Source organism: Moraxella osloensis (genome assembly GCF_001553955.1).
Classification (GTDB): Bacteria; Pseudomonadota; Gammaproteobacteria; order Pseudomonadales; family Moraxellaceae; genus Faucicola; species Faucicola osloensis.
Genome location: NZ_CP014234.1, coordinates 1,450,432 through 1,470,870 on the forward strand (window position 1 = coordinate 1,450,432; position 20,439 = coordinate 1,470,870).

11 protein-coding genes, 2 tRNA genes and 3 rRNA genes are annotated in these 20,439 nt (G+C 45.0%); 7 read left to right on the top strand and 9 right to left on the bottom strand.

Features of this window, described 5'->3' with window-relative positions; translation table 11 throughout:
• Nucleotides 1-62: 62 nt before the first annotated feature.
• Both AXE82_RS06370 and AXE82_RS06375 read left to right on the top strand, forming a co-directional pair.
• A complete protein-coding gene (locus tag AXE82_RS06370) occupies nucleotides 63-1,157 on the top strand; it encodes an SIP domain-containing protein (protein WP_062332702.1) in 1,095 nt (364 codons plus the stop codon).
• Nucleotides 1,158-1,363: 206 nt separating this feature from the next.
• Nucleotides 1,364-3,445 carry a bifunctional 2',3'-cyclic-nucleotide 2'-phosphodiesterase/3'-nucleotidase gene (locus AXE82_RS06375; protein WP_082741430.1) on the top strand — a complete coding sequence of 694 codons (2,082 nt, stop codon included), beginning with the start codon at nucleotides 1,364-1,366 and terminating at the stop codon, nucleotides 3,443-3,445.
• 284 nt (nucleotides 3,446-3,729) lie between these two features.
• Here the strand turns inward: AXE82_RS06375 and rrf are convergent.
• The 7 genes from rrf to AXE82_RS06410 all read right to left on the bottom strand — a co-directional run bounded on the left by rrf (nucleotide 3,730) and on the right by AXE82_RS06410 (nucleotide 13,391).
• Nucleotides 3,730-3,843 (bottom strand): 5S ribosomal RNA (gene rrf, locus AXE82_RS06380).
• Between the two features lie 100 nt (nucleotides 3,844-3,943).
• Nucleotides 3,944-7,078: ribosomal RNA gene (locus AXE82_RS06385) — 23S ribosomal RNA — on the bottom strand.
• A 384-nt stretch (nucleotides 7,079-7,462) separates the two neighbouring features.
• A tRNA-Ala gene (locus tag AXE82_RS06390) sits at nucleotides 7,463-7,538 on the bottom strand.
• 121 nt (nucleotides 7,539-7,659) lie between these two features.
• Nucleotides 7,660-7,736, bottom strand: a tRNA-Ile gene (locus AXE82_RS06395).
• A gap of 136 nt (nucleotides 7,737-7,872) precedes the next feature.
• Nucleotides 7,873-9,404, bottom strand: a 16S ribosomal RNA gene (locus AXE82_RS06400).
• The 16S, 23S and 5S rRNA genes sit together here with 2 tRNA genes alongside, the layout of an rRNA operon.
• Before the next feature lie 426 nt (nucleotides 9,405-9,830).
• Nucleotides 9,831-10,757, bottom strand: coding sequence for a 1,4-dihydroxy-2-naphthoate octaprenyltransferase (menA, locus tag AXE82_RS06405; RefSeq protein WP_062332705.1), 927 nt, complete (start codon nucleotides 10,755-10,757; stop codon nucleotides 9,831-9,833).
• An 84-nt stretch (nucleotides 10,758-10,841) separates the two neighbouring features.
• Nucleotides 10,842-13,391 carry a Tex family protein gene (locus AXE82_RS06410; RefSeq protein WP_197931438.1) on the bottom strand — a complete coding sequence of 850 codons (2,550 nt, stop codon included), beginning with the start codon at nucleotides 13,389-13,391 and terminating at the stop codon, nucleotides 10,842-10,844.
• A gap of 580 nt (nucleotides 13,392-13,971) precedes the next feature.
• On the opposite strand from AXE82_RS06410, the gene ompR reads away from it, so the two are divergent.
• Both ompR and AXE82_RS06420 read left to right on the top strand, forming a co-directional pair.
• The gene (gene ompR / locus AXE82_RS06415; RefSeq protein WP_269465433.1) at nucleotides 13,972-14,745 is read left to right on the top strand and encodes an osmolarity response regulator transcription factor OmpR; all 774 of its coding nucleotides are present in this window, start codon (nucleotides 13,972-13,974) and stop codon (nucleotides 14,743-14,745) included.
• Between the two features lie 60 nt (nucleotides 14,746-14,805).
• Nucleotides 14,806-15,888 (top strand): CobW family GTP-binding protein, encoded by a 1,083-nt coding sequence (locus tag AXE82_RS06420; RefSeq protein WP_062332708.1) that lies wholly within the window; start codon nucleotides 14,806-14,808, stop codon nucleotides 15,886-15,888.
• A 67-nt stretch (nucleotides 15,889-15,955) separates the two neighbouring features.
• Here the strand turns inward: AXE82_RS06420 and AXE82_RS06425 are convergent, their stop codons facing one another.
• Nucleotides 15,956-16,768: an NRDE family protein gene (locus tag AXE82_RS06425; protein ID WP_062332710.1), complete on the bottom strand. Its 813-nt coding sequence runs from the start codon at nucleotides 16,766-16,768 to the stop codon at nucleotides 15,956-15,958.
• Nucleotides 16,769-16,952: 184 nt separating this feature from the next.
• On the opposite strand from AXE82_RS06425, the gene AXE82_RS06430 reads away from it, so the two are divergent.
• Entirely contained in the window at nucleotides 16,953-17,687 is a 735-nt protein-coding gene (locus AXE82_RS06430) for a glycosyltransferase (RefSeq protein ID WP_062332713.1), read from the top strand.
• Between the two features lie 52 nt (nucleotides 17,688-17,739).
• Here AXE82_RS06430 and AXE82_RS06435 read toward each other — a convergent pair whose 3' ends face one another.
• Complete coding sequence (locus tag AXE82_RS06435) at nucleotides 17,740-18,561, bottom strand: enoyl-CoA hydratase/isomerase family protein (protein WP_062332716.1); 822 nt, start codon at nucleotides 18,559-18,561, stop codon at nucleotides 17,740-17,742.
• 238 nt (nucleotides 18,562-18,799) lie between these two features.
• Between AXE82_RS06435 and AXE82_RS06440 the strand changes: the two genes are divergently transcribed.
• Nucleotides 18,800-19,318 (top strand): GbsR/MarR family transcriptional regulator, encoded by a 519-nt coding sequence (locus AXE82_RS06440; RefSeq protein ID WP_062332718.1) that lies wholly within the window; start codon nucleotides 18,800-18,802, stop codon nucleotides 19,316-19,318.
• A gap of 172 nt (nucleotides 19,319-19,490) precedes the next feature.
• Nucleotides 19,491-20,438: a TIGR01777 family oxidoreductase gene (locus AXE82_RS06445; protein ID WP_062332721.1), complete on the top strand. Its 948-nt coding sequence runs from the start codon at nucleotides 19,491-19,493 to the stop codon at nucleotides 20,436-20,438.
• Nucleotide 20,439 lies beyond the last annotated feature (1 nt).

Genomic DNA, 20,439 nt, shown 5'->3' on the forward strand with positions numbered 1-20,439 from the left:
TAAACAAAGGACTTGTCACCCCACGTCCTTTCCTTATCGCCCTTTAACAAAAATTACATTCTATGCACCCAGAAAATCTGACTTTATTTGATGACCCCGAAATTGCCGACATCATCGATCACATCAACGAAGACCACAGCGATGATATGAAGCACATGGCGTTAGGCTTGCTAAACTTAACCAAGGTTCAGCAAAAAACCTTAAAAAATGCGACCTTGCGCCAAATCTATCAACAAGGCTTGCTGTTGGATTTGCAATTTACGCAAAACGAGCCACACTTAGACAATCAGCTTTTGGCATTTAGTGAGCCGACCCAAACCCTTGAAAAATTCAACGACCAATATGTCGCCTTATTGCAGCGCAGTGACCGCAAACAAGGTAAAAAAACCATTGACATCAAGCAGCGTCAATTTTGCCTGCAAAGCGTGGAAGCGGTTAGTCACCATATGTATCGTTTGACAGTGCAAACAGATAGCGATTTATCCGATTTGCCGGCAGGTTATGCGTTTTTATTTGATGTCAAACTGCCCGACACCGACCTAAAAAAGCACCCCCGCCCCTACCGCTATTATACGCTTCGCAAAGCATGGCAAACTGTGGATGAAAACGGTGAAACGCAAAACCTTGCTTGGATAGATATCTATTGTCATGGAGAAAAAAACGGCGAAATCAGTCTTGGCGAAACTTGGGTAAAATCGTTAAAAATAGGCGATATTTTTACCAGTGAGCGAGAATTCCCCGAAAAAATCGATCATCTCGATGTTAATCAGCCACAGGGACAAAGTCTATTAATCGCTGATGAAACCTCACTGCCGACCGTAGCCAGACTGTTAGAGCAGTGGCAAATGACCGAGCAGACAACACCACCGATTGTACTTGCCTTTTTGCAAAGCCCGCTAGATTTGGCTTATTTAGAAGACGTTTTAGCCCAGTATCCTGCAACGGTGTTGCCAATTGTGGCGAATGATAACCAACTGCCCCATAAGCAGATTTTTACGACCCTACAAGATTTTTTACAACAACATCCTCACAAAATTGACCACATCTGGGGTGGGCTTGAAGCGACAACAACGAAAAAATTGCGTTTGTTATTGGATGAGTTATTACAGTTAAGTCGCGATAATAGCGTACTAAAAGTGTATTGGCGAGCAAGCTAACGGCCACCTCGGAATTGGGCAGACAATCAGATGCATACGTGAGTGCTTAGTCGTAACAATTGGTTGTTTGCAGGGTCGCTTGACTGTAGGCAGCGGCCGGCGAATTTTATGAACCATTAGCTATTCATCATTTTGTCACGCAACCTTTCTATGATATTTCACAAATTTATCAACGCTCTTGTTTGAGCCTAATTTAGTGAGCGATCATGAACTATAAGACCCATCATTATAAAAACCATCATTATAAAAATATCCAAATCAAGCGCATTTGCCTCACCACATCCATGATTGTAGCAAGCATGTCACTTGTTGCTTGTAATAACAATGATAATGATAGTAATGACCCTAAACCCCAGCAAATCGCTACCAATACGAACCTTAACTTTACTATTCTTGAAACGTCAGATTTGCATAACAATGTCATGAGTTATGATTATTACAAGTTGACAGAAGACAAAAGTTTGGGGCTTGAGCGAACCGCAACGCTTATTAATAACGCTCGTAGTGAATCTACCAATAATATCTTGCTAGATAACGGTGATACCATTCAAGGTAGTGCTTTAGGTGACTATCAAGCAACAGTGAACCCTGTCAAATGCGACGAAACACTGGGCATTTATAAAGTTATGAATGACCTAAAGTATGATGCAGGTACGATTGGTAACCATGAATTTAACTATGGGCTGAACTATCTTAATCAAATTACAGGCAGTCAGTTTAATGTTGATGGCATAACCGCAAGTGCCAGTGCTTGTAAAGGACCTGACTTTCCCTTGGTTTTATCCAATGTCATTAGCGCTCGCAATAATCAGCCACTGTTTAAGCCGTATAAAATCATTACCAAAACCTTTACGGCAACCACACCAGATGGTAAGACGGTTACCGTACCGCTAAAAATTGGTATCATTGGCTTTACCACACCCGGTATTATGCAATGGGACAAAAAATGGCTAGACGGTAAAGTCACCACCGCCGGTGCGAAAGAAATGGCAGAAAAATACGTGCCACAAATGAAGAATGAAGGTGCAGATGTCATTGTCGCCTTGTCACATGGTGGTATTGATACCTCACCATACAGCCCAACGATGGAAAACGCCAGTTGGCATCTATCGCAAGTGGCAGGTATTGATGCGATTTTGATGGGACACACACATCAAGTGTTTCCCGATGCTAATAGCAAAGACACCCGCCTAGACCAGGCAGGTATTGATAAAGTTAATGGCTTATTAAACAACGTACCTGCGGTCATGCCAAGTTTTTGGGGCAAAGGGTTAGGGGTCATCAAATTGAATTTAACCTTTGATGGCAAAAAATGGGTCGTCAATAAAAACAATACCAAAGTGGAAGTGCGTACTATCCAAAATGCTGATAAAACTTTTGTAGCAGCTAACCCGCGAGTGGCTCAATTAATTCAGGCAGAACATAATGCCACTATTAATTATGTCAAAACGCCAATCGGTACATCCGATTTCTCAATGACTTCTTACTTTGCTGATGTGGGTGATGTGTCAGCGATTCAAGTGGTCAACCAAGCCCAAGCCAATTATATCAGCGATTATATTAACGCCAATTTGCCACAATATAAAAATATCCCTGTCTTATCAGTAAGTGCCCCATTTAAAAGCGGATTTGCAGGGGGTTCAGATTATACGGATGTCGCGCAAGGCAATATCGCCATTAACAATGCGGCTGATTTATACCTGTATCCAAATACCGTGTTTGCAGTAAAAATACAAGGCAGTGATATCAAAAAATGGCTAGAGAATTCTGCCAAACGCTTTAATCAAATAAACCCAAGCCTTACTACGCCACAAGCGTTAATCAGCACTTTTCCTGGGTACAACTTTGATATGTTTACCTCACCCGATGTGCAATATGAAATTGATGTGACTAAACCTATCGGTAGCCGTATCCAAAACTTAACCTACAAAGGCAAGCCGATTGAAGACAACGCGCCATTTATCATCGCAACCAATAACTATCGTGCATCAGGTCTAAAGGAATACTACAATATCAATAGTACCAATGTAGTTGAATCCCCTGATGCCAATCGTGATGTGCTGATTAACTACATCAAAGTGGCTAAGAATTTATCATTAACCAGTAATGGTAGCAGTCGTAGCTGGCGGTTTGTCAAAGTAAAAACAGCGGGTCCTGTAACCTTTAAATCGAGTGCAAACAAAATTGACTTTGCCCAAAAAGCAGGATTAACCAATATTAGCGTCGTAAATAATGACGATGGTTCAAATAAAGGCTTGGCAGATTATGCGATAGATTTATCAAAATAATCGCTAAGAAACTTGTATTTCATTTATTTTTAAAAGTGTGGTAGTTGCCACACTTTTTTTATCTCATCAAGCATCCAACCGTGCAACGACCAAGCTTTGACATGCCATCCTTCTTACGTTTATACCGGATTTTACGACGATTCTGTTTTGTTATTTGTTTTTCATGAGGGTAGTGCCTCAGGTTTTTAAGTCTCCGATAATACCCTGTATAAAACATCTTAAGAACCCACAAAGCAAAAAAACACCCCCTTTAAACGAATAAAGGGGGTGATTTTGGAATAGGGAGCTGACGATGACCTACTCTCACATGGGCGAACCACACTACCATTGGCGCATTGGAGTTTCACTTCTGAGTTCGGGAAGGGATCAGGTGGTACCTCCAAGCTATTATCGTCAGCAAAGGGGGATAGAGGAATGAGTTGTTTTAGAAGTAAAGTATCAGCTATATCAAGCGAGGTGAACATCATACATTATCATACAAAGCCATTTAGGCGTTGTATAGTCAAGCCAAACGAGCAATTAGTATTGGTTAGCTACACATATCACTATGCTTCCACACCCAACCTATCAACGTCGTAGTCTACAACGGCTCTTTAGGGAAATCTAATCTTAAGGTGGGCTTCCCGCTTAGATGCTTTCAGCGGTTATCCCATCCGAACATAGCTACTCGGCAATGCGACTGGCGTCACAACCGAAACACCAGAGGTTCGTCCACTCTGGTCCTCTCGTACTAGGAGCAGATCCTCTCAAATTTCCAACGCCCACGGTAGATAGGGACCGAACTGTCTCACGACGTTCTAAACCCAGCTCGCGTACCTCTTTAAATGGCGAACAGCCATACCCTTGGGACCTGCTTCAGCCCCAGGATGAGATGAGCCGACATCGAGGTGCCAAACACCGCCGTCGATATGAACTCTTGGGCGGTATCAGCCTGTTATCCCCAGAGTACCTTTTATCCGTTGAGCGATGGCCCTTCCATACAGAACCACCGGATCACTAAGACCTACTTTCGTATCTGCTCGACTTGTGGGTCTCGCAGTTAAGCGCGCTTTTGCCTTTATACTCTTCGAACGATTTCCGACCGTTCTGAGCGCACCTTCGTACTCCTCCGTTACTCTTTAGGAGGAGACCGCCCCAGTCAAACTACCCACCATACATTGTCCTCAGCTCTGTTAAGCTTGAGTTAGAACCCCAACATTACCAGGGTGGTATTTCAAGGATGGCTCCACAGACACTGGCGTGCCTGCTTCAAAGCCTCCCACCTATCCTACACAGGTAAGGTCAAAGTTCAATGTAAAGCTGTAGTAAAGGTTCACGGGGTCTTTCCGTCTAGCCGCGGGTACACAGCATCTTCACTGCGATTTCGATTTCACTGAGTCTCTGCTGGAGACAGCGCCGCCATCATTATGCCATTCGTGCAGGTCGGAACTTACCCGACAAGGAATTTCGCTACCTTAGGACCGTTATAGTTACGGCCGCCGTTTACTGGGGCTTCGATCAAGAGCTTCGCCTTGCGGCTGACCCCATCAATTAACCTTCCAGCACCGGGCAGGCATCACACCCTATACGTCCACTTTCGTGTTTGCAGAGTGCTGTGTTTTTAATAAACAGTTGCAGCGGCCTGGTATCTGCGACTGCCAATAGCTTTGTAGTGCGTGACTACTCACCATCGGCAGCGTACCTTCTCCCGAAGTTACGGTACCATTTTGCCTAGTTCCTTCAGCAGAGTTCTCTCAAGCGCCTTGGTATTCTCTACCTGACCACCTGTGTCGGTTTCGGGTACGATTTGTTTATGACTATCGCTTAGAAGCTTTTCCTGGAAGCAGGGTATTTGCCACTTCGCTGTACAAGTACAGCTTGCTATCAGATCTCATTAATAGTCTAGCGGATTTGCCTACTAAACCTAACTACATCCTTCCACTTGGACAACCATCGCCAAGCTGGCATAACCTTCTCCGTCCCTCCATCGCATCATAAACAAGTATCGGAATATTAACCGATTTCCCATCGACTACGCCTTTCGGCCTCGCCTTAGGGGTCGACTCACCCAGCCCCGATTAACGTTGGACTGGAACCCTTGGTCTTCCGGCGTGCGAGCTTTTCACTCGCATTGTCGTTACTCACGTCAGCATTCGCTCTTGTGATACCTCCAGCATGCTTTACAACACACCTTCACAGGCTTACACAATGCTCCCCTACCACTTAATTGAAACAATTAAATCCGCAGCTTCGGCTCCTAGTTTGAGCCCCGTTACATCTTCCGCGCAGGCCGACTCGACTAGTGAGCTATTACGCTTTCTTTAAAGGATGGCTGCTTCTAAGCCAACCTCCTAGCTGTCTGTGCCTTCCCACATCGTTTCCCACTTAACTAGGAATTTGGGGCCTTAGCTGGCGGTCTGGGTTGTTTCCCTCTTGACGACGGACGTTAGCACCCGCCGTCTGTCTCCCGGATATCACTCATCGGTATTCGGAGTTTGCATCGGTTTGGTAAGTCGGGATGACCCCCTAGCCGAAACAGTGCTCTACCCCCAATGGTGTTCGTCCGAGGCGCTACCTAAATAGCTTTCGGGGAGAACCAGCTATCACCGAGTTTGATTAGCCTTTCACCCCTATCCACAAGTCATCCCCTGGCTTTTCAACGACAGTGGGTTCGGTCCTCCGGTAACTGTTACGTCACTTTCAACCTGCTCATGGATAGATCACTCGGTTTCGGGTCTATACCCTGCAACTAGACGCCCTATTAAGACTCGGTTTCCCTACGGCTCCCCTATTCGGTTAACCTTGCTACAGAATATAAGTCGCTGACCCATTATACAAAAGGTACGCCGTCACCCCGCTACTTAATTATTCTGCCAGTCGCTTGATTAAGGACTGGTAAACTTTGCCATGATGTTTGAGCGTTTGCTCTCTTCTCATTGCTAATTGTTTTGTTTGATATGCTTCATAGTATAGTAGTTGCCATTGCTGGTAACTGGTCGATTTGTTTCCACCACTGTTATGGGCGGCAAATCGTTGTCTTAGGTCTGATGTGTATCCACAATAATGCGAACCATCTTCACCTTTGAGTATATATACGTAGAACATTATCATTCCAAAATAATTAAGTAGCGGGGCTCCGACTGCTTGTATGCACACGGTTTCAGGTTCTATTTCACTCCCCTCACAGGGGTTCTTTTCGCCTTTCCCTCACGGTACTGGTTCACTATCGGTCAGTCAGGAGTATTTAGCCTTGGAGGATGGTCCCCCCATCTTCAGACAGAATTTCTCGTGTTCCGCCCTACTTAATATGCTTCTTATAACCTTTCGAGTACGGGATTATCACCCTCTACGATTGACCTTTCCAAGTCATTCCTCTAAATTATAATCAGTCGGCTCCTCCCCGTTCGCTCGCCGCTACTAGGGGAATCTCTATTGATGTCTTTTCCTCGGGTTACTGAGATGTTTCACTTCTCCCGGTTTGCCCCCCGCTATAAAATATAGCGGGGTACCTGTCTTATGACAAGTGGGTTTCCCCATTCAGATATCGCCGGATCACAGGATATTGCCGCCTCCCCGACGCTTTTCGCAGGCTGTCACGTCTTTCATCGCCTCTGACTGCCAAGGCATCCACCATGTGCACTTCATTACTTGACTATACAACCCTAAATAGCTTCATCTGTTGCCAAATGAGTGACAGCTATTACTTGCTTTGCATCTCGAAATAATTCGAGATTTCAAGCAAGTGCTTACTGCACTTTTCTATTTGAGTTATATTCGTAATGGTAACGATCTTCACCTATGTTTACGCTTGATTCAGTTCTCTTTACTTTTATACCGCACCTGTCTGCTAAAGGCAGCAAGGTGCGGTAAAGGTTAATTATCTTCGTTGGAACTTGATAATTAACCCAGACTCATTTCTCTATGTTGTTATTGAATTATCAGACCTTCGTCAGGTCGTGATTTCTGATAAAACAGATTGAAGTAATCTCTTAATACTTACTAAATTACTCTGTCTGCTTTATAACGTTAAGCTAATTATGGTGGAGCCAAGGAGAGTCGAACTCCTGACCTCCTGCGTGCAAGGCAGGCGCTCTACCAACTGAGCTATGGCCCCGCTACTTAATTACTGTAGCTGGTTAAAGTTTTATGTATCTTTACTCGATTAAGTAACGACTCAATTAAGTAGCGGTACATAGGTTTCGCTAAGTTCGCTTGCGCTTACTAAGCTCATCTAATGGTGGGTCTAATAAGACTTGAACTTATGACCCCTGCCTTATCAAGGCAGTGCTCTAACCAACTGAGCTATAGACCCTGAACGAGGATTAGCAAAGCATCGCTTTGCCCGAGTGCAAGAGAATTTACGAAGTAAATTCTAAAGCCGTAACCCTCGAATTAGCTTATTTATACACAAGAACAACTTGCTGTGAATTCTCACTTAGTGCTTTAGTTAAGGAGGTGATCCAGCCGCAGGTTCCCCTACGGCTACCTTGTTACGACTTCACCCCAGTCATCGACCACACCGTGGTAAGCGCCCTCTTTCGTTAGGCTACCTACTTCTGGTGCAATAGACTCCCATGGTGTGACGGGCGGTGTGTACAAGGCCCGGGAACGTATTCACCGCGGCATTCTGATCCGCGATTACTAGCGATTCCGACTTCATGGAGTCGAGTTGCAGACTCCAATCCGGACTACGATAGGCTTTTTGAGATTAGCATCACATCGCTGTGTAGCAACCCTCTGTACCTACCATTGTAGCACGTGTGTAGCCCTGGTCGTAAGGGCCATGATGACTTGACGTCGTCCCCGCCTTCCTCCAGTTTGTCACTGGCAGTATCCTTAAAGTTCCCGGCTTAACCCGCTGGCAAATAAGGAAAAGGGTTGCGCTCGTTGCGGGACTTAACCCAACATCTCACGACACGAGCTGACGACAGCCATGCAGCACCTGTATGTGAGTTCCCGAAGGCACTCTCTCATCTCTGAGAGATTCTCACTATGTCAAGACCAGGTAAGGTTCTTCGCGTTGCATCGAATTAAACCACATGCTCCACCGCTTGTGCGGGCCCCCGTCAATTCATTTGAGTTTTAACCTTGCGGCCGTACTCCCCAGGCGGTCTACTTATCGCGTTAACTGCGCCACTAAAGTCTCAAGGACCCCAACGGCTAGTAGACATCGTTTACGGCGTGGACTACCAGGGTATCTAATCCTGTTTGCTACCCACGCTTTCGAATCTCAGTGTCAATATTATGCCAGGAAGCTGCCTTCGCCATCGGTATTCCTCCAGATCTCTACGCATTTCACCGCTACACCTGGAATTCTACTTCCCTCTCACATATTCTAGCACCACCAGTATCACATGCAGTTCCCAGGTTAAGCCCGGGGATTTCACATGTGACTTAATGAGCCACCTACACTCGCTTTACGCCCAGTAATTCCGATTAACGCTCGCACCCTCTGTATTACCGCGGCTGCTGGCACAGAGTTAGCCGGTGCTTATTCTGCAGGTAACGTCTAATCTAATGGGTATTAACCATTAGCCTCTCCTCCCTGCTTAAAGTGCTTTACAACCAAAAGGCCTTCTTCACACACGCGGCATGGCTGGATCAGGGTTGCCCCCATTGTCCAATATTCCCCACTGCTGCCTCCCGTAGGAGTCCGGACCGTGTCTCAGTTCCGGTGTGACTGATCATCCTCTCAGACCAGTTACAGATCGTCGCCTTGGTGGGCCTTTACCCCACCAACTAGCTAATCTGATTTAGGCTCATCTAATAGCAAGAGCTTGCGCCCCCTTTCACCCGTAGGTCGTATGCGGTATTAATTCGAGTTTCCCCGAGCTATCCCCCACTACTAGGTAGATTCCTAAATGTTACTCACCCGTCCGCCACTAATCATCTCTAGCAAGCTAGAGAGTCATCGTTCGACTTGCATGTGTTAAGCCTGCCGCCAGCGTTCAATCTGAGCCATGATCAAACTCTTCAGTTTAATCTTTCTATCTATTGTCACCGCGTAGCGGTGTCAATAGATTTAATTTGTTGACTCAATTATTTATACTGTCTTTGCTCAAATAAACTTACGAGTATCTTCACTCTGACAATATAATTAATTAAAGTCTTAATTTTATCGCCCTAAGTGAAAATCCACACAAGTTGTTCTTGTGTTCGTTGTTATTTAGTGCCAACACCATCGTCTGGTTGTTGTTAAGAAGGTCGCTATTTTAACAGATTATTTTGTGTTGTCAATAACTTTTTTCTTTAATTTTTTATGACCGCTCAACTTATATCTGTATTAATTTAAGTTGTTGTTTTTACTACAGTTTACAGCTGTAGTCGCTGCCAGTGAGTGCGTATTATACGCTTTTCTTTTTGCCTGTCAATACCACTACGAAAATTTTTTTGATTTATTTTCAAATTAATTTTTATAGTTAAAGATAAGAATGCTTACACTCATCAATATACTGGTCGCTAGAGTGATTAAGACAATTTTGGCCAGCTCTGGCGCTAGTGCGTTTGAGGGGATATTTTCATCACTATAATGGCGAACCATTTTAAGATGCTTGGCAATCGGTGATACTAGAACAAGTAAGCTTAATAGATAAAAATTTTGTCGCAAGGTCACAAAGGTAATGAGTAAAAAGTAAGCACCCAACAACATAAACCGATATAGGTGGCTCATGCCTTCTTTGCCTAAGGTGGTGGCAAGGGTGTTTTTACCAGCGCCTGTATCTGTGTCAAAATCCCGCATATTGTTAATCATCAATACGCAAGTGCATAGCAGGCCGATCACCACGGCAGCAATAATATCCATCGCACGGATAAATTGTGTTTGTAGGTACACGCCCCCTAATACATTAACTAAGCCAAAGAATAAAAATACCGCTATTTCCCCTTTCGCATTGTACCCATAGGGGTTTTTACCCATAGTATAGGTCACTGCGGCGATAATCGCGATGATGCCCAATGCTAAAAAGGTGAAGAAATCGGTCAGACTGTTAAAGCTCAGCCAAAGTAAGCCAATACCGCAGCCAAAAATAAACAGCCCCCAACTTATGATTAATTTCTTGAGGGTCTTGGGGTTGATTGTCCCTTGGGCAGTCTGTCTGTCGAGTCGATGGGCATCCGTACCCCGTATGCCATCGCCATAGTCGTTGGCTAAATTGGATAAAATCTGTAGTCCTAAGGCAACCCATAGGCTTAGCAAAAAGATTTGCCAATTTTTGGTTTCAAAGCTACCAATCCGCGAGTATGCCAACGCATTGGCTACTATAATGCCAGCTACCGCTAGTGGATAAGTGCGTGGGCGAGTCGCTTGCCAAAATGCTTGTAAAAAATTGACCATCACTCACTCGAAACCTTGTATCACCAATCGCAACATCTAAATGAATTTATCCATTTAGATGCACGTTTACCAATGATGCGGGGTTTATGTTGATTTTTTTAGACCTGCTTGCGCCAACAATGCACCTAAGCTACCGATTTTTTGCGGTTTGTCGGCTGCTTGGTTTTGCGGTTTAGCGGCTTTATCACTACGTTGAGGTTTGCCCGAATGTTTGGCTGATTTACCGCCACGCTCGCTATGGTCTGCATGTTTTTTCGCTGTACCATCCACTGATTGGTTGGTATTTTTTGCTTTGCTGGCGGGTGCTTTTTCAGCAGGTTTGGCTACCATTGGGGTGTCTGACTTCATGCTAAAGCCCACGCGTTTACGCTCTGCATCCACTGAAATCACGCGAACGGTGACGATATCACCTGGTTTGACATGATTTAACGGATCGGCGATAAACTCGTTACCCATCTCTGAGATATGTACCAAGCCATCTTGATGTACGCCAACATCAACAAAACAACCAAAACTTGTCACATTGGTGACCACGCCTTCAAGCGTCATGCCTTCGGTTAAATCGTTGAGGCTATTGACATCATCACGAAACTTTGCTGTTTTAAAGCTCGGTCTTGGATCGTGTGCAGGTTTGGCTAATTCTTGTTTGATGGCAGCGGCTTTCAGCGTTGCTTGCTCGGCATCGTTAACCTCATCGTTTGCGGCAGCGATAAGTGAAGCGGTCAGATTGTTAAGCGCTGACTCGTCGCCTAGCACATCGTTGAGAGTGTTGTCAGTTGAAGCCAGCCATTGTTTGACCATCTCGTAGTTTTCTGGGTGTAACCCTGTCGCATCTAGCGGCTCATCACCGCCACGAATGCGTAAAAAACCTGCCGCCTGTTCAAAAGTTTTGGCACCTAATCTTGGCACGTTTTTGAGCTGTTCACGATTAGCAAAGGCGCCGTGTTCGTTGCGGTAGTTGACAATTTGCTGCGCCACATTGACATTGAGACCTGCGATATAAGACAAAATCGCAGGGCTTGCGGTATTGACGTCTACGCCCACGGCATTCACGCAGTCTTGCGTGACTTTGGTTAAACTATCCGCCAGCTGCGTTTGGTTGACGTCATGCTGATATTGACCCACGCCAATGGCTTTGGGATCGACTTTAACCAGCTCAGACAAGGGATCTTGCAAACGACGGGCAATCGATACCGCCCCACGAATGGATACATCAAGCTCTTGTAATTCTTGCGATGCCAGTTCGCTGGCTGAGTACACAGAAGCACCAGACTCATTGACCACCACAGGCACGGCTTTGATATCGCCGTTTCCTTGAGCGCTGTTTTCTGCCAAAATTTCTTTGATTAAAGCATCTGTCTCACGGCTAGCCGTACCATTACCAATAGCGATTAAATGCACATGGTGATTTTTGAGTAAATCGGCAATGGTTTGTTTGGCTTCATCGACTTTATTGTCTGGGGCAAATGGATACACTGTTGCAATCGCAAAACTACCATCGCTATTTTTGGCAACATGACCTAGGCTATCAACTACCGCCATTTTGACGCCATGACGGATACCGGGATCGACGCCTAGAATCGTTTTTTGACCCGCTGGCGCTGCCATCAATAGATGCTGTAAATTGTTTGCAAACACGTCAATTGCTGCGGATTCAGCCGTTAAGCGTTTTTCTGTGAGCAAACGATGCTCAATATGCGGGCGCCATTTATCCAACCACAGTTTTTTGCCCAGTGACAATAAAAACTGTTGACGCTCACTAGGCTCGGCAGCTGTTAAGTTAAATGCGTGATTAATTTGTTCAATGAATGGTGCATCATCGCCTTCAATGGCAATCGTCAGTACGTTGTCTTGGCGACCGCGTAGCATCGCTAATAATCGATGATTGGGTAGACGCGCCAAGCTTTCAGCGTGGTCAAAATAGTCTTTGTATTTTTCGCCGACTTCCCGCTTTTCTTCGCCCACTAAACGGCTATGAATTTGGGCGATTTTACCAAAGCCGACGCGCAGTTTATCGAGTAGGTCAAGCTGCTGTGTCCACTCATCGATAATAATGGCGCCGATGCCTGATAGCTGTTTTTCTTTATCTTCAAAAATTGACGCTTCGGCTTCGCCGTTTTCATTCTGTACAGGCGCTGGCGCTTGATAATCTGATAATGCTGCGGCTGGGCTTACCGAGTCATTTAAAACCGCCAAGGCAATTGGCTCAAGTCCTGCTTCACGTGCTTGGGTTGCCAATGAGCGGCGGCGCGGACGATACGGCAAATAAATGTCTTCTAATTCAAGTTTGGATGCCGCTTGATTGATGCGTTCACTCAATTCATCGGTCAGCTTATTTTGTGAGGTCAACAGCTCAATGATTTTTTGGCGGCGAATAGCCATATCTCGTTCATAGCTGAGCGATTTTTCCAGACTACGCAACTGTACGTCATCGAGCCCGCCGGTTTGGTCTTTACGATAGCGGGCAATAAACGGAATCGTCGCCCCATCATCATAGAGTTTGACGAATGCCATCATTTGGTTGAGTTTGATACCAAGATTGGCAGCTAATTTTTGATAAATGGCTTGCTGGACTTGCTCAGAGAGTACATCTACCGCTGGATTAGCCGCAATGGCAGTAACGTTTGTAGTCATATTTTTGCCTAACACTTATAAGGATGAACTCATAACTTCAGAGTTCACGCATTATAACAAAACAATACAAAAAGATAATAGGTAAACGCTATTTTAACAAAAATCTTTAGTGAATTTTTACCTTGCCAGTCCTATGGCTGTCGTTAGACTAAAATTTTGCTAAGTAATGACTATAATAAGTGACGATCCTATCAGCTAACGTCGCATTTTTAGCAAAATCACTACAGCAATCGACACATTTTTTTGCTTTAATAACCGCATAACCACGCAAATTTGGCTGAATTATAAGATTGATAATGCTTGCAAGTTGTAACCAATCGTTTCAAAATAACTTTATCAGTCCCTAATAAAAATTTTTATACCCATATATTTTATAGCATTGCCTGTCCTAACTATTAATTATAAGGTTCAGTTCAGCACGCTAATGCAACATATTTAGCGTTTATAAAAAACAATTGGGTATTTATAAAAACTGTGTAGCGAAAACAATGTAGCGAAAACAACATTCGAGTGAAAATAACGTTAGTGATAGGAATATGGGTGATAGGAATATCGACGATAAAAATGAGGAAAATAATCAATGAGTGACGACATCAACCCCACTGTAGAATCTACCCCCAATCAATTAGCCGCCGGCGATATGAATCAGCGCATTTTGGTCGTTGATGATGATGCGCGCCTTCGCACTTTGTTGCAACGTTTCTTAGAAGACGATGGTTATATTGTACGTACTGCGCATGACGGCAACCAAATGGATAAATTGATGCAGCGCGAGTTATTTTCGCTGATTGTGCTGGATTTGATGCTACCTAACGAAGACGGTATCAGTATTTGCCATCGCTTACGCGCAGAAAACTCCGATATTCCAATTATTATGTTGACCGCTAAAGGTTCCGATGCCGACCGTATCGCAGGACTTGAAGCAGGCGCGGATGATTATCTGCCAAAACCCTTTAACCCCAAAGAATTATTGGCACGTATTAAAGCCGTGTTGCGTCGGCAAACGCGTGAATTGCCAGGCGCACCCAGTCAGCAAATGGAAGTGGTCGAATTTGGGTCATGGACATTAGATTTATCAACGCGCACCCTAAAACGTGATGGCAATATCGTGACCTTAACCACGGGTGAATTTAGTGTATTAAAGGCTTTGGTACAACATCCCCGTGAGCCATTAACCCGTGATAAACTGATGAATCTGGCACGCGGCCGTGAATGGGGCGCAATGGAGCGCTCAATTGATGTGCAAGTATCGCGTTTACGCCGCCTTATCGAAGATAACCCTTCGCAAGCGCGCTATATCCAAACCGTTTGGGGCGTGGGCTACGTGTTTGTACCCGATGGCGCAGATAGCTAGACAAGCGCTATTTAACAGAGCGGATTAAAAAAGCCAAGTTAACAGAGTTAAGAAATTGTTATGATAAAACCGTTGATTGTAAATACAGCCTGTCACCTGGTGATGGGCTTTTTAGGTTCTGGAAAAACCAGTTTTATCAATGCCTGTATCGCGCATTTTCAGCACCAAGAAAAGTGGGCGATTTTGGTCAATGAGGCAGGTCAAATCGGTATTGATAAAAAGCTATTGACGGCTAATGCTGACCATGATTTAGCGATTCGCCAAGTATCTGGTGGCTGTATCTGCTGTACGTCGCAATTGCCGCTACAGATTGCGCTTGCTCGCCTGACTTCTGAGTATAGACCTGACCGATTATGGATTGAGCCGACAGGGCTTGCACACCCGCGCGAGCTGATTGAGCAGCTATCTGCACCGCATTGGCAAACTGCGCTGTCGCTAAAATCCGCCATCAGTATCGTCAATGCCCGTCATTGGCAAGATGCCCGTTATCGTGACAATGAAGGCTACCAAGCGCATGTGCGGTTTTGTGATGTGGTGGTGATTAATCGCTTTCATGGGTTGGATGACACCCAAAAAACCCAATTGACTGCATGGGTAAAGGGCTTAAACCCTAAAGCAAAATTGATTTGGCAAGCAGGACAAACGCTGAGCGAAGACAATCTGCAGCAATTACAACAAGCGCTCAAGCAATCAAGCCAAGTGCTTGCCGAGCGTAGCCATTACCAACAAATTAGCTTAACGAGCTTTGCTCAGTCCCACGCTCCCTCCACCACCCAAGCCGACACGACCCCATCGCCAACAGCTACCAACGATGACTTGCCCTTTCGCTATCATGATATACAAAACGGCTATCAAATTATCGGCTGGCGGGTGTCAGCCGACTGGACAATTGATATGACTGTGCTGATGGAATGGCTGTTGGCACTGCCCAATTGGCAACGTATCAAATCGGTGGTTCATATCAAACATACGCATGATGAGCAATGGCAAACCATGAATTTTACCCCTGATTCGCTCGATTTGATTGCCTGTGAGCCACAAACCGATAACCGTATTGAAGTGATTTTTTTGGATAACACTATCGAATTGGATTTTAATAGGCTCGATACTGAGCTGATGATGATGTTTGGGCATATCAGTTAAGCTTACGGTTGGTGGATAGCCGATTTTATTGTCTATTTTTTGACTTTTCGGCTGTTTTTTTCAATGATTATATGACGTTAACATCGGGCGTGATACGGATGATAGTGTCATTTTCAAGATTCTTTTCTTGCATATCAAACCCTGTATGCGTGATGGTGAGCAAGCTACTCACGCGCGTCCCATAGCGACTTCCTAGCAGCTTGTCGAGGCGACGGGCAGGAATAAAGATGGAAGACAATGCCAATTCTGTCTCGATACCTAAGCCTGTATCAGGTAGCTGGGTGATAGACGCTCGTTCACTGTCTTGCAGTATTTCAAATGCCACGTTTTTCCAATTGGCTGTTTGCCAATCCTCATGCCCAGCAAGCAGCGGCAATAATTCTTGTCGTACTCGCCTGCGCAGTTTTTCCGTCTTAAACCATGCCGTATTTGGTTGACCATTGGATAACACGTATAAGCCTTTTGCCAATACCTCGATGCCATGCCCTTTATTATTGAGCAGCACCGCTTGCTGCCGATCGCCGATGACTAGATTAAACCCATCGTAGCAGGGCAAATCAATTTGTCTTGCGAAATCTAGCGGCGGCCACTCACCACTTAAATAATCAACGATTAACTGACCACGGGACGTCGCAAAGACAGGTTTATCTTTGATAATCTCTCGGTAGTTTAAAATCACCCCCCAGCGCCCATGCGCAGGATCGATACCCAACCAAGTGCCCCCTGCTTGCGCATCTTGCCCCGCGATGATTTTTTGTCCATTCGGCAACTGCCATTCATGCAGTGCGCATGTAGGACGCTGCAAAAATTCATCCCGATTGGATAATAATACCAAGGGTTTATCCTCAAACAGCTGCCAAGCCAACGCCACAATGCACATACTTCATTCCTTCTAACTTGTTACCATGCTATCGCCCATTGCACCCTGCATCCGCTCGATTACTCATTCCCTAGCTTAGCAGCCAAAACTTTTTAGCAATCACCAAATCGTCATATTGTTCATTTATGATAAAAAATCTAAAAAACTGCCGTTTTAAACGATTGTTGCCCTTGTGAATGAGCTTATGACGCCAATTAGCATCGTGATTATTACCCTAAACGAAGCCGAACGTATCGGCAATATTTTGCGTGACTTAGCCCAGCAAAGCTACCAAAATTTTGAAGTCATCGTGGTGGATTCCAACAGCGAAGATGACACCTGTCAAATTGCAGCAAGTTTTCGCGATCAGTTGCCCGCGATAAACGTACATAAAATGCCAAAGCGTGGCGTCAGCTTGGGTCGTAATACAGGGGCAAACCTAGCCAAAAATGAACGAATACTGTTCCTAGATGCCGATGTGCGGCTGGATGCAGACTTTTTGCAACAAGCCAGTCAATTATTGGATAAAAAATCCTTGAAAGTAGCCGGCGTGTATATGAATGCTGACCACCTAAAACCTTGGTTTACAGTGGGTTATCAGCTGTTTAATATAGGTATTTTTGCTAGCCAATTTTTATCGCCAACGGCGGTCGGCGCGTGTATTTTTTCCAGTAAATCTGTGCATGAGCAATTGGGTGGGTTTGATGAGTCTATCACCCTGTGTGAAGATTGTGACTATGTCAATCGCGCCAAAAAAATCACCCGCTATCAGATGCTACCGCTCACCTTTCGCTTTGACCCACGCCGCTTGCAGCAAGATGGCTATTTTAATACGGGGTGGAAATACCTGCATGCCAATTTATATCGTTTCTTTGTTGGCGAAATCCGTGATAACAAAATCCGTTACCAGTTTGGACATTATCATACCCAAAAAAAATAGCGTCGGTGTCAACGCTATTTTTTGCAGGATTTTTAGGAGCTTGCCCTATGCTTTATCGCCCTTTAAACTCAGCAGGACGCTTTTGCATAAAGGCGGTAATCCCTTCTTTAAAGTCTTCACTGGTCGCCATTTGCATTTGGTAAATTACCTCTTGGTCTAGCGCGATATCTAGTCCTGCAAATGCCACTTGATTAATCGATTGCTTCATTGCCGCCAGTGCTAGGGTTGGCAAGCTCGTGAGGCGGTCGGTCAGTTTTTTCACTGCCGCATCAAGCGCATCTTGGCTCACCAGCGCAGTCACCAGTCCCAACTCTTCTGCCTTTTGCGCGGTGATTTGCTCACCCAACATCACAAGCTCAGTGGTTTTGGCGGCACCAATCAACTGAGATAACAGATAAATACCACCCCCATCAGGCACTAGCCCGATATTGACAAAGGCTTGTAAAAATTTAGCATTGTCACTGGCGACGCGAAAATCACACGCTAACGCGATATTCATGCCAGCGCCTGCACACGCGCCATTGATACGCGCGATAATCGGCTTGCTGATTTTGCGGATACGGCGCGTAATGTCCGCAATCCCAATGGTCAGACTATGCGACATTTTCAGTAGGTTTTCGCGGTTATCTGCGCCGGATAGCATCTCGCGAATATCACCACCGCTAGAAAATCCCTTACCCGCGCCTGTGATGACAATCACTTTGGCGGCTGTGTCGTATTGTGCGTAATCAAGGGCTTGATAAAGCTCAGATTTCATTACGCTATTGAGCGCATTGAGTGACGCTGGATCATTGAGGGTAATCGTCGCAACACTATCTGCAACATCATACGTGACTTTTTGAAAGGTGGGTTGTTGTGTTTGGGTTGCCGTCATGGGTCATCCTTATACCAAAGAAATAAATGTCAAAAAAAAGATACAATCAACCACTTCATCTTACCGAAATTATTTTTTTTTGGGAAATAAAACGCGACTTGTAAGGTCAACAATCCAAACCCAACCACAAAATTTTTATAATTTTCAAAATTTCTGTATTGACAGAAATATATAAAAAGCTCAAACTAATTAAAAATTGATTGATTTATATCCATTTACTTAAACACAGGGCTAAAAAGTGCAACTCACACCTACCATGGAAAAATTTGTCTTACACTGGGGCGAAATGGGCAATAAATGGGGCGTAAACCGCACCGTTGCCCAGATTCATGCCTTGTTATTTTTGGCAGGCAAGCCGATGAATGCCGAAGAAATCCAAGAGACCTTGGGCGTGGCGCGTTCAAATGTGAGCAATAGTATCAAGGAATTACAGAGCTTAAATCTGGTACAAACGGTACATACGCTCGGTGATAGGCGCGATTATTTCACCACGGGCACGGATGTGTGGGAATTGGCTAAAGTGATTGTCGAAGAACGCTATCGACGAGAGCTTGCGCCGACGGTTGGATTCTTGGCAGATTTAATCAATGAGCCAGAATTTGCCACAGAGAGCAAAGACGTACAGCAACGTATCAAAGACACTCATCAATTTGTCGATACGCTGACGAGTTGGGCGAACGAGATGCTAAAACTTTCGTCCACTACGCTCAATCGTATCCTAAAACTTGGGGCAACGATTCAGAAGTTTTTGAAATGATGGGAAATGCTGGATTGGGACAATGACTGCAACATATCCGACTGGCAAAGTTTTAACCTATTATGCTCTATTTGGCGGTTTAAGTAGTGTAATCGTTGGCAAATTGGTTTTACCAAAAAGCTAAAAATTTTACCCATAAATTTCAGTTTTGACAGAAAAAAGGAAATAAATCATGAAAATACTTATCACAGGCGGTTCAGGATTTTTAGGCACAGCATTAACACAATCGTTAAAAACCCATGGCGTAAAAGGTGACACTGCGTCAGTCACTTGGGTATCTCGTTCTGTAGAAAAAGAGAAAACCAAAAATATCGCAGACGACGTTATTAGCTATGACGATCTTGCCAGCACCGATCAGACGTATGATGTCATCATCAATCTAGCGGGGGCGGGTATTGCCGACAGCCGTTGGACGGATGCACGTAAGCAAGAATTGTTTGATAGCCGACTAAAACCCACACAAGCGGTAATTGACTATATTGAGCGAATCGGCAACAAACCAAAACTATTGATTAGCGGCTCAGCCATCGGTTGGTACGGTATCCAACATGAAAACGACCCAACCGCGCTTGATGAAACCAGCCCCGTGACAAAAACCGACTTCGCTCACGAAATTTGTCAGGCGTGGGAGCAGCTAGCTTTGACTGCCCAAGATACTGCAAAATATGCCGTAACAGACGCTGTGCCAGTTGCGATTGTGCGCACAGGGGTGGTGATTGCGCCTGAGGGGGGTATGGTTGGGCGACTGATTACCCCATTTAAAATGGGCACAGGTGGTAAGCTTGGCAATGGTCAGCAAATCATGAGTTGGATTAGCCGTAGTGATTGGGTGCGTGCGGTGATTTTTATCATTGAACAAAACCTGACTCACACCCTGCCCACTCAGCAAATTTACAATTTGACCAATCCAACGCCTATTAGCAATGCTGCATTTACCGATGCGATGGGCACTTGGTTGCACCGCCCTACCCTGATGACCCTGCCCGCCTTTGTGGTCAAGACCATGTTTGGTGAAATGTCGACGTTACTGTTGGATGGGCAACGCGTTGTGCCTACAGCGTTACTGGATAAAGGTTTTGAATTTAACGACTTGACCGTATTAGATGCCCTAAAAAGCTAAT

Bases quoted from the DNA above. Each gene is read 5' to 3' on its own strand.
- AXE82_RS06370 (WP_062332702.1), top strand. From the start codon at position 63: ATGCACCCAGAAAATCTGACTTTATTTGATGACCCCGAAATTGCCGAC.
- AXE82_RS06375 (WP_082741430.1), top strand. From the start codon at position 1,364: ATGAACTATAAGACCCATCATTATAAAAACCATCATTATAAAAATATC.
- menA (WP_062332705.1), bottom strand. From the start codon at position 10,757: ATGGTCAATTTTTTACAAGCATTTTGGCAAGCGACTCGCCCACGCACT.
- AXE82_RS06410 (WP_197931438.1), bottom strand. From the start codon at position 13,391: ATGACTACAAACGTTACTGCCATTGCGGCTAATCCAGCGGTAGATGTA.
- ompR (WP_269465433.1), top strand. From the start codon at position 13,972: ATGAGTGACGACATCAACCCCACTGTAGAATCTACCCCCAATCAATTA.
- AXE82_RS06420 (WP_062332708.1), top strand. From the start codon at position 14,806: ATGATAAAACCGTTGATTGTAAATACAGCCTGTCACCTGGTGATGGGC.
- AXE82_RS06425 (WP_062332710.1), bottom strand. From the start codon at position 16,768: ATGTGCATTGTGGCGTTGGCTTGGCAGCTGTTTGAGGATAAACCCTTG.
- AXE82_RS06430 (WP_062332713.1), top strand. From the start codon at position 16,953: ATGACGCCAATTAGCATCGTGATTATTACCCTAAACGAAGCCGAACGT.
- AXE82_RS06435 (WP_062332716.1), bottom strand. From the start codon at position 18,561: ATGACGGCAACCCAAACACAACAACCCACCTTTCAAAAAGTCACGTAT.
- AXE82_RS06445 (WP_062332721.1), top strand. From the start codon at position 19,491: ATGAAAATACTTATCACAGGCGGTTCAGGATTTTTAGGCACAGCATTA.